The organism is Solibacillus isronensis (genome assembly GCF_900168685.1).
Taxonomy (GTDB): domain Bacteria; phylum Bacillota; class Bacilli; order Bacillales_A; family Planococcaceae; genus Solibacillus; species Solibacillus isronensis_A.
Genome location: NZ_FVZN01000009.1, coordinates 118,987 through 133,406, shown reverse-complemented (window position 1 = coordinate 133,406; position 14,420 = coordinate 118,987). Strand labels below are relative to the sequence as shown.

Genomic DNA, 14,420 nt, shown 5'->3' with positions numbered 1-14,420 from the left:
CATGCAAAAAGTGAGCTTTTTTAAGTCCATCCATGTAAAGCTTGTATTGATTTATGTCCTATTAATTATTATTGCTCTTCAAATTATAGGCATTTATTTCTCAAAGCAGTTGGAGACGAATTTAAAAACGAATTTCCAAGATTCGATTCGCCAAAGAATAGAGCTTGTGCATTATAGTGTACGTGAAGAAATGTTAAAAGACCGGGATGAAAATACTCCCCCAACTATAGAATATAGTTTAAAAACAATTTTAGAAGGATTTTCTACAGAAGATATTAACAAGATTAATGTAGTGGATCGTAACGATCGTATATTGGCTACCTCCGATGATGATCAGACAGTTGTAGGTCAGCGTATAAATGAAGAAATTATACAACAGGCCGCGTCTTCGGAAACACTGTTGGATAAGATTTCATTGGATCGGGATACAGGGCAGCGCATTTGGATACTAGCAGTCCCTATTATGGATAACGCAGGTCCTAAAGAGGAATTGAAGGGTGTTATTTATGTTCAATCGAATATTGAAAAGGTTTACGAGCAACTAAATGAAATTAACCGTATTTTTGCGGCAGGTATCGCAGTATCACTTGCCATTACAATCATATTAGGAATTTTAGTTGCGCGGACTATAACTCGCCCTATTTCCGATATGCGAAAACAGGCGCAGGCAATGTCAAAAGGGAATTATGCAAGGAAAGTTCGTGTATACGGAACAGATGAAATCGGTCAGTTAGCCATTGCTTTCAACCATCTGACCAATCGTCTGCAGGAAGCACAATCCACGACAGAAGCAGAACGGCGGAAACTGGCAAGCGTACTTAGTAATATGACAGATGGTGTAATTGCAACAGACCGTAAAGGGAAAATTATATTGATTAACGACCCCGCATTGGAATTGCTTCATGATTCACGTGAAACAACTTTAAATCGTCCAATTGCGTCTGTTTTGCGTTTAGACCAGGAATATAGTTTTGAAGACTTGATTCATATGAAAGATCCTGTGAATCTTGATTTTAGTATGAATGATGCTCCATATGTATTACGAGCAAACTTTTCCGTAATTCAAAAGGAAACAGGTTTTGTAAATGGTCTGATTACGGTATTGCATGATATTACTGAACAGGAAAAAATTGATATGGAACGTCGTGAATTTGTTGCGAATGTATCCCATGAATTGCGTACGCCGTTAACGACGATGCGCAGTTATTTAGAAGCACTTGCAGAAGGTGCATGGAAAGATGAAAATATAGCGCCGGCATTTTTAAATGTTACGCAAACAGAAACAGAGCGTATGATTCGCCTTGTAAATGATTTGCTGCAATTGTCAAAAATGGACAGCCAGGAATATGAACTGAACCTGGAGTTTGTGGAATTTAACAAGTTTTTCACGCAAATTATCGACCGTTTTGAAATGTCGAAGTCACAGAATGTAGAATTTATCCGATTGCTTCCGGAAAAAAGCTATTTTGTTGATATTGATACCGATAAACTTACACAAGTAATCGATAATATTATTTCAAATGCATTGAAATATTCTCCGGATGGCGGCAATATTCGTTTTGGCTTTACCGTTCATGATAATATGATTCGCGTTATGATTTCAGATGACGGTATGGGGATTCCGAAAGAAAATGTGACAAGAATTTTTGATCGTTTCTATCGCGTAGACCGAGCAAGAGCAAGATCCATGGGTGGAACAGGTTTAGGTCTTGCAATCGCTCGTGAAATGATTGAAGCACATGGCGGGAAAATTTGGGCGGAAAGTGAGGAAGGCCAAGGTACTACGATATTCTTCACACTGCCATATGAATTGGATGAAGCGGGGGATTGGGAATGAAATATATTGAACAGATAAAATCACTTTTATTAGCATTCCTTGTTTTACTCAGCATCGTCTTCACACTTCTTATTTGGACTTACAAACCTGAATATGAAACGGTAAAGGAGACCCAGATTGAGGAAGTACTTGTCGGCAAACCGAAGGAATTACAGGAAGTAATAAAACCGTACCGATTGTTGTATCGCCAAAATGAGCAATTTTATGGGACAGTCTCTTCAACACCATTACAAAATTTATACAGCCACTTACGGTCATGGCAAGTTTACGAGATGGGTTTAATTAACAGTGAACTATCAGATAGTAAAATGAACGAAATGCTAAGTATGGATAATCGTATAACAATGTTTTTTAATGAAGAAATTCCTTTGCGCGTTTTCTCTAATCTTATGTCATTTAATGATAATGAAATACCAGATACAACTTTTACACGTCTTATTGTAGACTGGTCAAATGTAGAGAGTAGCAATCAGCTGCAGTTGCTTTTCCTAAACACCGAAAAGCGATCATTATATAGAGCATATGCGAGCGTACCGGATAAAGATTATTTCATGGAGAAGATAATTGAACCGGCAAATAATTATAGCCCATATGTTGAAGTTGAACGGGATCCTTTACGTTCATTATATGTACCGAAAGATCCTATTCAATCAACAAGGTTAAGATATTTAGCTGAAGATATTGAGCCTGATTTATTTAAAAAAATCCTGTTTACCGATTTAAAAATTGTACAACGGAATATTGAAAGTCCTCAATCAGAAAGGTTTACTGATGGGACATCGTTAATGACAGTAGACAGCCAAAATCGGGTTATAAATTATGTATATCCGACTGCAGAAAGTACTGCACCGATTCCTGCCGCAAGATTATTTATAGATAGCTTTAATTTTATAAATGACCATGGTGGGTTTACAATGGATTACCGCTTGTCTTCAATGAATATTGAAAGGCATATTACAGAGTATCAGCTGTTTATAGAGGGGCTTCCTGTATACAGTGATGTTATGACTCGTCTCGGAACTACTTGGGGTGAAAACCGTATTTTCCGTTACCGACGCCCTTATTATTCGATGGGTACTATATTTCAAAGGGTACAGAGAGAACTGGAATCAGGCGAACAAATAGTTGAGTCTCTTCGTACGGAAAACAATAAATTATTTAGAGAAGCAGATGAAATTGTTGTTGGGTACGAATTAACGCTTGAAGAATCAGAGCAGGATACGGATTTAGTCCTCGTATTGGAGCCAAAATGGTTTGCCGTAACCAACAACACATGGAAACGCCTTTCACCCATGGAAATAGGGGGTGATGAATTTGGATTGGAGTAGAACGAAAACTATTTTTATATGGGTTTTTCTAGTATTAAATCTCTTTTTGTATACGCAGTATTTAGAGAGCTATAAAGAAGGAGAGAAAATAGAAGTTTTAGGGGAAACAATGGAAATCGAAGCACGTTTGAAGGGGGATAATATAACGTATATTGCCCTTCCGAACAATAAGGAAAGTGCAAGTGCAGCATATTACTCCGGACAAATTAAAAATTTCTCTCCATCTGAAGTGCCATACTTTCCGAATCAAAGCGCAAAAATTGAAAATAACAATAAGCTGATTGTGACGATGGACAAGCCTGTGAAACTACAGAAAAGCGATACGCGAGATTCATATACTGATTTTGTCCACAAAAATGTATATGAAGGTGATTCCTATGTACTTTGGGATATTGATGAAGAGAAAAAGGAAGCGACATTCTTCCAGAAGGTAAACGACGTAACATTGTATTATAATGTACGTGGGTATATCAAACTTTATTGGGATGATGACAACCGCATTATTTCCTATGAACAAACAACGCTGGAAAAGCATGAAAAGTTAGATAAAGAGCAGAATCTATTAACTGCAAGACAAGTATTGCAGATTTTATATGGAAAGAATTTATTAAAACCAGATTCTCAGATTACGGAAATGAATCTAGGCTACTCTACAATTGTGCAATTAACGCAAACACAAGTATTTGCACCAACATGGGAAGTCCGGGTAAAGCTGGCTGATGACACAGAAGAAATACATTTTGTGAATGCGGTACAAGGACGAATTGTAGAGATCCAAAATGACTTAACCGAAATTGTCGAGCAGACAGAGGATTTGGAAGAGTAGGGAGTTTTAACAATGCGATTTAGCGTTTTAGCAAGTGGCAGTACAGGAAACGCAGTCTACGTAGAAAATGATGAACATTCATTTTTGATTGATGCAGGCTTAAGCGGAAAGAAAATGGAGCAACTGTTTGCTAATATAGATCGTGATATGAAAAATTTATCAGGTATTTTAGTAACACATGAGCATAGCGACCATATTAAAGGGCTCGGTGTCATTGCACGTAAATATAATATTCCTGTATTTGCAAATGCAAAAACATGGACAGCAATGGACGGGCTCGTAGGAACAATTCCAACAGATTTATGTTTCGATTTTGATATGGAAACAGTAAAAACATTTGGAGGATTGGATATTCAATCATTTGCCGTGTCTCACGATGCTGCTGAACCGATGTTCTATACATTCTATGAAAACGGACGAAAGCTTGTTGTCATTACAGATACAGGATATGTCAGCGACCGGATGAAGGGATATATCTCAGCGGCAGATGCCTACGTATTTGAAAGTAATCACGATGTAAGTATGCTTCAAATGGGGAAATACCCATGGAGTATTAAACGCCGTATATTATCCGATGTAGGGCATGTTTCGAACGAAGATGCTGCAGTGGCAATGGCTGATGTTGTAGCTGAAAAACCGACACAAATTTATTTGGCACATTTAAGTAAAGACAACAATATGAAAGATCTGGCGCGGATGAGCGTAGAACAGACATTGCAGTCATGCGGTATTATAGCAGGGGAATATCTGCATCTGCATGATACCGATGCAAATGAGCCGACAAAGCTTGTGACAGTTTAATTTCAGCAAGGCATAATTGAAGTAAATATGGGTAAAAGATAGGTGTGTTAAAAGTTTCTACTTTTAGCATACCTTTTTTATTTTATGATAATTTTTTAATTAGGTTTTATGTGATTTTCATCTAATTTTAATGTTAAGTGTGTATGCTATCAGTAAGAAGAATAAAGAAAGGATGAGCAATATGGGATACTATCCTGAAGACGATAAGAAAGAAACCCAAAATGATCGTATAGCAGAGCTTGAGGCTCGTTTAAAAAGAGAAGAAGAAGAGAAAAAACAGCGGCAAAATAGAAAAGAAAAAAAAGGTGGCAGTAAAAGCGGATATTTTTTATCTGGCTTAAGCGGTGTTGTCGTTGGTGCTTTATTATTATGGCTCCTGCTTCCCTCATTGGCAAATCAGCTACCAGGTGGTAATGAAGTAAACTCGGTTACAAATGACTCCCCCAACTCAACAATTAGTCAAACTGCAACAGAGGTGACAACAGATGTAACAAATGCGGTCGAAAAAGTATCGAGTGCCGTTGTTGGGATTACAAACATTCAAAATGTAGCGCCAAACTTCTGGAACCAAAGCACGGGAGAAGCTCAAGCGGTAGGTAGTGGTTCAGGCGTTGTTTATAAAAAAGAAGGAAACTTTGCCTTTATCGTAACAAACCACCATGTTGTGGACGGTGCAGAACAAATTGAAGTAACTTTAGATGATGGCGAGAAAGTAAAAGCAGAGCTTATCGGTTCTGATATTTGGACAGACTTGGCAATACTTTCAATACCAAGTGAAGGCATTGATACAGTAGCTAATTTTGGAGATTCGGATGTATTAAAACAAGGTGAAACAGTAATTGCCATCGGAAATCCATTAGGCTTAGATTTTTACGGTTCGGTAACAACAGGTGTAATTTCGGGGAAAGACCGCTCCGTACCAGTTGACTTAAATGAAGATGGTGCAGAAGACTGGTCAACAGAAGTATTACAGACTGATGCAGCAATCAACTCAGGGAACTCAGGTGGCGCTTTAGTGAATATTGCAGGTGAATTAATTGGTATAAATTCGATGAAAATTGCCCAGTCTTCAGTTGAGGGCTTAGGATTTGCGATTCCGATCAATTCAGCAATTCCAATTATTGAACAACTCGAAAAGCATGGGGAAGTACAACGCCCAACTATGGGAATTTCCTTAGTCGATTTAACGGAAGTACCGGCTTATTATCAACAGCAAACATTAAAATTACCTGAGGAAGTAACGAATGGTGTTGTCATTTCTCAAGTTGTAAGAGGTTCAGCTGCGGATAAAGCAGGTTTACAGCAGTACGATGTCATTGTAGAAATGGATGGCGAAAAAATCGAAAATGCAATTGAGCTTCGCAAACATTTATATAATCAAAAATCTATTGGCGATACATTAAAAATTAAAGTATATCGCAACGGTAAAATAGTAGAAGCTAACTTAGAGTTAGTGGAAAATGCACAATTGTAAATGTGGATAACTTAATTAAAGAATGAAATTGTACACAACGGGTAGATAAGAAAAAGGCTTGTCTTTTCTACTCGTTTTTTGTCTGTTACAATGGGTTGTGGATAACATTTTAAAAATTGTGAATAAGTTTGTGGAAATTTCAGAAAAGAAAGAAGGTTTAAAAATGAAGACATACAGCTGTGAAACCCATATAGATCATGCGTTAGATATGCATGTGGCAGAAACAGAAAATTTTCCGATGATGGATTTGTTATCAGAAGAGGAAAAGTTATCAACAACTTGTTCCTACTGTGAACAGTCAGCAACATATGTTGTATCAAGTAAATAACTTTACACAATATATAGTTTTTATTTGTGGATATGTGCATAACTTTTGTGGATAACTTGTTTGTAAATGGAACGTAAAGGTGGATAAGTTGTGAATATTACTATCATCTCGGTTGGTAAGTTGAAAGAAAAATATTTAAAAATGGGTATTGAGGAATATGTGAAGCGATTGGGCGGCTATGCGAAAATCGATTTAGTAGAAGTACCGGATGAGAAAGCACCTGAGCAGTTAAGTGATGCTGATATGGAAATCGTCAAACGTAAAGAAGGAGACCGTATCCTTGCAAAAATTAATGACGGTACATATGTCATCGCGTTAGCACTTGACGGTAAAATGAAATCGAGCGAAGAAATGGCAGCAGATTTAGAGGCGCTAATGACTTACGGGAAAAGCAAAGTCGCGTTTGTTATAGGCGGATCATTAGGATTGCATACCGATGTACTTAACCGCGCGGATGAAAAACTGTGCTTCGGAAAAATGACACTACCTCACCAGTTGATGAAACTCGTACTAGTAGAACAAATCTACCGCAGCTTTAGAATTATTAAGGGTGAACCGTATCATAAGTAAGTGCGGTTTTTAAAAAGTTATAATAATTTTGCGCGTTCTTCTTAATATCTTTCTAGAAAGTATGTAACTAAATAATTGAATTTTGAATTAGAATACAATATAGAAGGACTTAAGAGGAGCGCATTTTATGGAGACTAACCGTTTATTTTATAAGAAATCTCAATGTCAAATTGAAGCAAAGGATTATCTTGAGTGGGCTTATTCCATGCTGGAAAATAAATATACTTCATCTGCACTAAACATTTTAGCTTTTTTAGAAGAACCTATAAATATCTTTGAAGTAGAACAATTATTCCAAAGAGCTGTAGCGGAGTTAAAATTAGATGAACCAACATATAAGAAACAAGTAAATGCCCAACTTCAATATTTGTTACAGCAAATAATTACAGATAAAGAATCTGCTATTGATAATGCTTATGAATTATATAAAATTTATCGAGATAATCTGGGTTATGATGAACATAAAACATTAGCTTGGTTACTTATAACTGATATGGTTGATGATTTTAAGCATGGAGATAACAAAAATAATTATACGCATGAATTAATAAAACAATCGATTGTACAAACGGCGACAGAACAATTAATTTAACGATCATCTATAAAATATAAATGGCCTCAAAATAATATTAAATCCTATTACAGATGTGATAGGATTTTTTAATAGAAAATAGACAAAAAGAGAAAAACATATAATATGATAAGTAATAAACATTCATCTATAAAGGAGATGAAAAGATGTTCGAACAAATTGATTTAAAGAAGCAGCAGTTAGATTCGAAGAGACCATTACCTAAATATACTGTGCAAAGCTTACGAGAAAAGCTTTTTTTAGAATGGACATATAACTCAAATGCTATCGAAGGTAATACTTTAACGATTAATGAAACGAAAGTAGTTCTTGAAGGGATTACAGTTGGTGGCAAAACGATGCGAGAGCATTTAGAGGTTATTAATCACCGCGATGCGATTTCTTACGTTGAAGATGTTGTGCATAAAGAAGAACCATTTTCAGAATGGCAAATTAAAAATTTACATCGCCTTGTGTTAAAGGGGATTGATGATAGCTATGCTGGTGTTTACCGAGATCAACAAGTATTTATTTCAGGGGCAGTTCATACACCTCCGCCACCATTAAAAATTCAAGAAGAAATGGATGTATTAATGAATTGGTATGACGGCGAAGCGCAAAGCTTACATCCAATTGTACGTGGTGCTATGCTTCATGCAATATTTGTAGGGATTCATCCATTTATTGATGGGAATGGTCGCACTTCACGACTATTATTAAATTTAGAACTAATGAAGTCGGGTTATCCGCCAATAATCATTCGTGTAGAAAATAGATTAGCATATTACAATGCTTTAGATAAGGCACATACTACAAATGACTATGAAGATTTTGTTGAGTTAGTAGGAAAAGAAGTAGAAGCCTCACTAGACTTATATTTAAGCGCAATCTAAAAACCGCATATAGACTTAGTACGGTGAACCGTATCATAAGTAATTACAGTTTTTGAAACAGGCACATTCGCTTCATGCGATTGTGCCTGTTTTTCTACTAAAGTGGTTGTAACTAAGTAAGCCTTTTAATTGGCAACTGTTTCTGAAAATTCATCTCAATCTGCCGAAAAATACAAACCGGTAGCAATGATTGATGTAGAATTAATATAAACTTTTGTTTAATTAATCATTTCTATTCTGATGTAAATTTTTTTGGTCTAATTGATGACTAAAGAAAGTTAGCAGACTTGCACAGACGGCAATTATCCCACCGACCCAAGCTACATTCATTAAATTTCCTTGATGGTACACAATTCCACCTAATGCAGAACCAAAAGCGATGCCTACGTTGCTTGCCACTGGCATTAGTGAAGCGGCGAGTCCTGTTGCTTTTGGCTGATAAATTCCTGCAAGGTCAATTAAATATAGCTGAGTAGATGTTGTTAAAAGGATAGCCATTAACGACATTAATCCAATATTTATTAATCCTAAAACAAATTGATTGGTAGTCCAAAATAAACTTGTCAGAACAACTGCTTGCACGAGAAAAACAAACCGAAGGCGACCGATTGCATTTTGGCTAGCAATTTTACCAGCGAGGATGTTGCTGAAAATCGAAATAAACCCATAACTAAATAAGATTATACTAATTGACTTATTTGGTGCCCCCATTTCTTTCAAGATTGGTACAAGGTATGTAAAGACTGCATAAGTTGCGCCAAATCCGAGTGCAGGAATGAAAAAAGCCATCAATATACGAGGCTTGGTCAATAAAGAAAACTGATCACGTACCGAACTGCGTACTTGGCTGAGTTTATGAGGTAAGACAAAAAAGGATGCCAAAAACGCCAATCCTCCAAGGAAAGTGGTTAACATGAAAGTGGTATTCCAGCCGTAATCTTCGGCTATAACAATACCAATTGGCACTCCAACGACATTTGCAAGTGTGAAACCACCGAAAACGAATGAAATAGCAAGTCCGCGTTTTTTAATCGGTATGGTTTCACTTGCTACAATCATGGCTAGAGAGATTAAAACTCCTGTTACAATCGCTGTCATAATCCGTAATGTAAGGAGCATGATATAGCTCGTCGAAATTACGCACAAAGCATTTAGAATGATGAAAGATGCTATTAAAAACAACATCCATTTTCGCTTTGGTAAATGACTTGTTACTGACATCACCAGTGGTGTAGCGATGGCAAACGTAATTGCAAACGCAGAAACGAGTGTGCCGGTTTTTGCATTAGTCATATTAAGACTTAAAGAAATATCTGTTAAGATTCCGACAATAACAAATTCACTTGTCCCGAGAACAAATGTTAATAAAGAAAGTGTTAAGATCAGCAACCAATGTTGCTTTGATAATTTTGTGGAGTGCATAAATACCTCTTTCTTAGATGAATGTAAATGTGTGACATAGTAATTACACAACCTTAACATCATACCAATATACGTATAATATAGAAATGGCACTTAGCTATATTACGGAGATAAATAAGTGTGTATAAAAATTTTGTGAAAGAAGCATATTCATATCAAGTGAATATGCTTCTTGTGGTTCACGGAAGATGCAACTACAGATCCAATATATATTTTTATTTATGCTTCTCGTAAGATAGGAAGGGTGCAGCAACGGAACGAGCCGCCGGATTTAATAATTTCTGTAATATCCACTTCAATTACCTGAAAGCCCCGATCACGAAGCTGTTTGTTGACATTAATATTAACTGGCAAACTTAATATCCGCTTATTACCAATACTCAATACATTGGTACCTAATTGAAATTGCTCTTCTTCAGAAACCTCAATTAAATCATAACGTGCAGCAAAAAAATCAATTTCTTTTTGTGTTAAAGCATTTGGATAAATAAGGGCTACTTCAGGGGAAACGATATTAAATATACAATCTAAATGTAAGTATTTTTCTTTAAATGGAATAGGAATGACCTTAAAATTATTTAAAAGACGCTGTAATTGTTCAACAGCTTTTTCGTCCGTCCGATTACTGAGTCCCACGAAGATGGTATTCTGATCGATTACAACATCCCCGCCTTCAATTCGTTCTTCGATTAAATTATAATAGGAGATTTCTTCATCCTCCAGCCACTGCTTTAAAATGTTTTCCTCTCCTGAGCGAATTTCTGTTGCCATTTTAGCAACAAAAATTGTTTGTCCTAGTGTAAAACCAACATCCCTTGTAAAGACCTGTTCAGGATATTTTTTATGATAAGGTAATAAAATAACATCGACGTTATTTTCCTGTAGAATTCTAACAAATTCAGCATGCTGTTCGAGTGCGCGTTCAATATGGATGCCTTCCTTCTTAAAATGCTCCTGTGTTTCATTAATTACCTCACGAATCGTCATATATTGAGGCTGACAAAGAATTACTCTTTTTAAAACATCGTATTCACTCATGCAAAAGGTCTTAAGATTTATGTTTGGGCGTTCTGTCACTTTTAGGCACTCCTATCATCGCTTTTTGAACTAGTTTTTCCGAAAAGGTCATTATTATTACACGGATATCCTGAAATTAAAGCAAATAGCATCTAGTAAATTTATAGTCACATATTCCCAAATGAACGTGATATTCTTAATAGGTTGAAAGGGAAAACTTACAAATAAATTGTAAATGGTGGCTTTAATAAAATGGAAACTAGAAATACATATATATATAATTCGCATCAAAGATGTCTTAAGAGAAATATGGATCCTTATGAACTGCCGATTCCTGGAGAGAAATTGCCAAAAAGTGAGTTGGTACAAAAGAAGAGGATTCTTGATGATATCATTTCCGTGGCAAGAAAATTTATGACGAAGATAATAGCTGAACTAGATGGGACAGCTGTTTTAATCGTTATCACTGATCATGAAGGATACATTATAGAGTTGTACGGAGATGAAATGATTAAGTGGCAAATTGAGTCGTTAGGGTTAACTCCGGGCGTTAGATTAATAGAAGAAGAGGTCGGAACGAATTCCATTGAAATGGCATTAAAAATCGGGGAATCTGTGGAGCTTATTGGATTAGACCATTTCTTCCATAGCTTACATGAAAGTGCCTGTTTCTCTGTACCTTTTAGTTCTTCAGGTAAGATAGGCGGGACTATATCAGTAATGATGGCGGCTCATCATGCAAGTTCCTTCCATTCAGGTTTACTCAAATCTGCAGTAGATTCTATAGAGCGTGAGGTCAGAGTAAAGCAACAGAATAAGAAATTATTAGTCTTAAATCAAGTGCTAATGGAAAACAGTCGAAACGGGGTCATTATGGCCGATGAAGACGGTAAAATAGTTGAAATTAATCCTTTTGCTGAGAAAGTATTATCTTGCAGTAAAGAAGAAGTATGCAATCGTCCAATTACAGAAATAGCAGTAATTGGCGGATATATGGAGAATGTTTTGAGAGATAGTAAAAAGTACGAAGATATTGAAGTCTCTATATCCAATAAAACATATTTATTTGACGCATTTCCAATTTATAATGAATCCCACCAAATAAATGGAGTATTTGGCCAGTTTAGAGATATTACAGAAAGACTCGCATTAGAAAGACAACTTATGCTAAGTGAGAAATTGTCAGCAATAGGAAAGATAAGTGCCGGACTTGCTCATGAAATTAGAAATCCCCTTACTTCAATCATAGGTTTATTAGAAATATTTAAGGAAAATTTAAAAACAGATAATGACAAGCAAGAAGAATATTTTAGAATTATCTACAGTGAATTAGAAAGAATAAAAAACCTTGTTCAGCAATAAAATGTACCCTATAAGATAGACACTTTGAAAAAAGCCTATCTTGTAGGGTATTTTTATTTATAATAAGAAAAAAGATACTGGAGCGGAATTGAATGACAAAAATCTACTTCACAGAGAAACAACAAGCACAATTAAAATGTAATCCGAATGTACAGGCCGTCAGTGACAAGGCCATTACCTATACAGATGAATTTAAGCGTCATTTTATTGCAGAAAATGAAAAGGGGAAATTACCAAGAGCCATTTTTGAAGAAGCGGGATTGGACGTTGAATTAATCGGTTTGGAGCGTGTTCGTTCTTCCGCAAAACGCTGGCAAGCAGCTTACCGAAAAGCCGGAATAAATGGTTTACAGGATACACGTAAAACGAATTCGGGACGCCAACTTGAACGTGAATTAAGCCTTGAAGAAAAATATGCACGTTTAGAAGCGAAAACGCGATTACTTGAGGCAGAGAATGAACTACTAAAAAAGCTGGATCTACTCGAAAGGCAGATGTTGAAGAAGAAATCACAATTGAAGCGAAAATAAAATTTGAATTAATTCAAGGAGCCATCGAAAAGTATAAATTGAAGCGCATGGTGAGCTACTTATGTGAAATGATGGGTGTTTCCCGTTCGGGTTATTACAATTATTTTGATGAACAATCCGCCCAAAACCGGGCAACCCAAGATGCGGCAGATGAAGTAGTGAAAGAAATCATTTTAAAGGCCTATCATTTCCGAGGACGCAAAAAGGGAGCGCGCCAAATCAAAATGACACTTCAAAATCAATATAGTATCACCTACAACCTAAAACGAATTCGTCGCATTATGAAAAAGTATGATATTGTTTGTCCCATTCGAAAAGCGAATCCTTATCGACGTATGGTAAAAGCAACGAAAGAACACCGTACATGCCCAAACGACTTAAAACGGAATTTCAAACAAGGTGTAGTAGGAAAAGTGTTATTAACAGATATCACGTATTTGACGTATCGAAACGGAAAACGCGCTTATTTATCCACGATTAAAGACGCTGAAACGAACGAAATTTTAGCGTATGAAGTATCAAATTCCTTATCGTTGGATATCGCCCTCGATACATTAAAGAAATTGAAAAAACACAAGCATTTAGTGAAAGATGCCTTTATCCATTCGGATCAGGGCTTTCATTATACAAGCCCGATCTATCAAGCATTGGTGAAGCGATTGGGCTTAGGTCAGTCCATGTCACGGCGTGGGAACTGTTGGGATAATGCGCCCCAGGAATCATTCTTCGGGCATTTTAAAGATGAAGCCAATCTAAAAGAGTGTGAGACGTTAGAAGAAGTAAAACGAGAGATAAAGAGTTATATGACGTATTACAATTATTATCGAGGCCAGTGGAATTTAAAAAAACTGCCGCCTGTAAAATACAGACAGCAGCTTCAACAAGTTGCCTAGGCTTTTTCAAAATGTCCTTTACAAAGGGTACACTTTACAATTTATGATGATGGCTAAACCGGATGAAAAAGAAGTCTCTAAATCCAGAGTGAGTTTACATGAACTTATTGAAGATATATTGACGTTAATGGAAAATGATTTTAGAAATAAAAATATAAAGGTTCTTTATCAGGCTTCTTTTAAGGATAAGATTAATATAGATAAGGATAAAATCAAGCAGGTACTTCTAAACATCCTACAAAACTCTTTTGATGCCATTGACTTTGATGGCAATATATCAATTGCTATTGATCAAAGTCATTCTGATAACGAAGTTGAAATTACGATCAGAGATGATGGATCTGGAATGGATAAAGATACGTTAGAAAAACTATCCACTCCTTTTCATTCAACGAAAAAAGACGGGTTGGGGTTGGGCTTATCAATGAGTTATCACATTATTGAGTTGCATAGAGGAAGAATAAAAGTAAAAAGTGAGAAGGGAAAAGGGACAACCTTTACAATTTGTTTGCCGCAATCTTAAATAGATGCGGTTTTTGTAACTTTGTTGCAGTGCGGATCTTTCTAA

At 36.2% G+C, this 14,420-nt stretch carries 14 protein-coding genes; 12 read left to right on the top strand and 2 right to left on the bottom strand.

The features are described 5' to 3' along the window. Nucleotide 1: 1 nt before the first annotated feature. The 9 genes from walK (at nucleotide 2) to B5473_RS02845 (ending at nucleotide 8,628) form a co-directional block, all read left to right on the top strand. Nucleotides 2–1,837: a cell wall metabolism sensor histidine kinase WalK gene (walK, locus tag B5473_RS02885; RefSeq protein ID WP_079523570.1), complete on the top strand. Its 1,836-nt coding sequence runs from the start codon at nucleotides 2–4 to the stop codon at nucleotides 1,835–1,837. Then, nucleotides 1,834–3,165 carry a YycH family regulatory protein gene (locus B5473_RS02880; RefSeq protein WP_079523569.1) on the top strand — a complete coding sequence of 444 codons (1,332 nt, stop codon included), beginning with the start codon at nucleotides 1,834–1,836 and terminating at the stop codon, nucleotides 3,163–3,165. Before walK ends, B5473_RS02880 begins: the two co-directional genes overlap by 4 nt. After that, complete coding sequence (locus B5473_RS02875; RefSeq protein ID WP_079523568.1) at nucleotides 3,152–3,991, top strand: two-component system regulatory protein YycI; 840 nt, start codon at nucleotides 3,152–3,154, stop codon at nucleotides 3,989–3,991. The genes B5473_RS02880 and B5473_RS02875 overlap by 14 nt, the downstream gene beginning before the upstream one ends. A 12-nt stretch (nucleotides 3,992–4,003) precedes the next feature. Next, nucleotides 4,004–4,792: an MBL fold metallo-hydrolase gene (locus B5473_RS02870; protein WP_079523567.1), complete on the top strand. Its 789-nt coding sequence runs from the start codon at nucleotides 4,004–4,006 to the stop codon at nucleotides 4,790–4,792. Nucleotides 4,793–4,973: 181 nt separating this feature from the next. Further along, on the top strand, nucleotides 4,974–6,266 hold the full coding sequence (locus B5473_RS02865) for a S1C family serine protease (RefSeq protein WP_079523566.1): 1,293 nt from the start codon (nucleotides 4,974–4,976) through the stop codon (nucleotides 6,264–6,266). 118 nt (nucleotides 6,267–6,384) lie between these two features. Further along, a complete protein-coding gene (locus B5473_RS02860) occupies nucleotides 6,385–6,594 on the top strand; it encodes a CxxH/CxxC protein (protein ID WP_413079677.1) in 210 nt (69 codons plus the stop codon). Between the two features lie 90 nt (nucleotides 6,595–6,684). After that, nucleotides 6,685–7,164 carry a 23S rRNA (pseudouridine(1915)-N(3))-methyltransferase RlmH gene (gene rlmH, locus B5473_RS02855; protein WP_079523565.1) on the top strand — a complete coding sequence of 160 codons (480 nt, stop codon included), beginning with the start codon at nucleotides 6,685–6,687 and terminating at the stop codon, nucleotides 7,162–7,164. A gap of 127 nt (nucleotides 7,165–7,291) precedes the next feature. Continuing rightward, the gene (locus tag B5473_RS02850; protein ID WP_079523564.1) at nucleotides 7,292–7,756 is read left to right on the top strand and encodes a hypothetical protein; all 465 of its coding nucleotides are present in this window, start codon (nucleotides 7,292–7,294) and stop codon (nucleotides 7,754–7,756) included. A 146-nt stretch (nucleotides 7,757–7,902) separates the two neighbouring features. Further along, a complete protein-coding gene (locus tag B5473_RS02845; RefSeq protein ID WP_079523563.1) occupies nucleotides 7,903–8,628 on the top strand; it encodes a Fic family protein in 726 nt (241 codons plus the stop codon). Between the two features lie 222 nt (nucleotides 8,629–8,850). On the opposite strand, the gene B5473_RS02840 is transcribed toward B5473_RS02845, so the two are convergent. Both B5473_RS02840 and B5473_RS02835 read right to left on the bottom strand, forming a co-directional pair. Beyond that, nucleotides 8,851–10,110, bottom strand: a complete 1,260-nt coding sequence (locus B5473_RS02840) for an MFS transporter (protein WP_368483369.1) — start codon at nucleotides 10,108–10,110, stop codon at nucleotides 8,851–8,853. A gap of 159 nt (nucleotides 10,111–10,269) precedes the next feature. After that, nucleotides 10,270–11,088 (bottom strand): dimethylarginine dimethylaminohydrolase family protein, encoded by an 819-nt coding sequence (locus B5473_RS02835; RefSeq protein ID WP_079523606.1) that lies wholly within the window; start codon nucleotides 11,086–11,088, stop codon nucleotides 10,270–10,272. Between the two features lie 231 nt (nucleotides 11,089–11,319). Here B5473_RS02835 and B5473_RS02830 point away from each other — a divergent pair, with 231 nt between their 5' ends. The 3 genes from B5473_RS02830 to B5473_RS02820 all read left to right on the top strand — a co-directional run bounded on the left by B5473_RS02830 (nucleotide 11,320) and on the right by B5473_RS02820 (nucleotide 14,375). Next, nucleotides 11,320–12,429, top strand: a complete 1,110-nt coding sequence (locus B5473_RS02830; RefSeq protein WP_254865226.1) for a histidine kinase dimerization/phospho-acceptor domain-containing protein — start codon at nucleotides 11,320–11,322, stop codon at nucleotides 12,427–12,429. A gap of 92 nt (nucleotides 12,430–12,521) precedes the next feature. Next, a protein-coding gene (locus tag B5473_RS02825; protein WP_439848463.1) for an IS3 family transposase occupies nucleotides 12,522–13,852 on the top strand; the annotation gives its coding sequence in 2 pieces (ribosomal slippage) (nucleotides 12,522–12,903 and nucleotides 12,903–13,852; 1,332 coding nt in all). 49 nt (nucleotides 13,853–13,901) lie between these two features. Next, the gene (locus B5473_RS02820; RefSeq protein ID WP_254865224.1) at nucleotides 13,902–14,375 is read left to right on the top strand and encodes a sensor histidine kinase; all 474 of its coding nucleotides are present in this window, start codon (nucleotides 13,902–13,904) and stop codon (nucleotides 14,373–14,375) included. The last annotated feature ends 45 nt before the right edge of the window (nucleotides 14,376–14,420 follow it).

Excerpts from the sequence above, each read along its gene's own strand:
- B5473_RS02870 (WP_079523567.1), top strand. The coding sequence starts at position 4,004 with ATGCGATTTAGCGTTTTAGCAAGTGGCAGTACAGGAAACGCAGTCTAC.
- B5473_RS02820 (WP_254865224.1), top strand. The coding sequence starts at position 13,902 with ATGGCTAAACCGGATGAAAAAGAAGTCTCTAAATCCAGAGTGAGTTTA.
- B5473_RS02840 (WP_368483369.1), bottom strand. The coding sequence starts at position 10,110 with ATGTTAAGGTTGTGTAATTACTATGTCACACATTTACATTCATCTAAG.
- B5473_RS02835 (WP_079523606.1), bottom strand. The coding sequence starts at position 11,088 with ATGAGTGAATACGATGTTTTAAAAAGAGTAATTCTTTGTCAGCCTCAA.
- B5473_RS02865 (WP_079523566.1), top strand. The coding sequence starts at position 4,974 with ATGGGATACTATCCTGAAGACGATAAGAAAGAAACCCAAAATGATCGT.
- B5473_RS02880 (WP_079523569.1), top strand. The coding sequence starts at position 1,834 with ATGAAATATATTGAACAGATAAAATCACTTTTATTAGCATTCCTTGTT.
- B5473_RS02830 (WP_254865226.1), top strand. The coding sequence starts at position 11,320 with ATGGAAACTAGAAATACATATATATATAATTCGCATCAAAGATGTCTT.
- B5473_RS02850 (WP_079523564.1), top strand. The coding sequence starts at position 7,292 with ATGGAGACTAACCGTTTATTTTATAAGAAATCTCAATGTCAAATTGAA.
- walK (WP_079523570.1), top strand. The coding sequence starts at position 2 with ATGCAAAAAGTGAGCTTTTTTAAGTCCATCCATGTAAAGCTTGTATTG.
- B5473_RS02845 (WP_079523563.1), top strand. The coding sequence starts at position 7,903 with ATGTTCGAACAAATTGATTTAAAGAAGCAGCAGTTAGATTCGAAGAGA.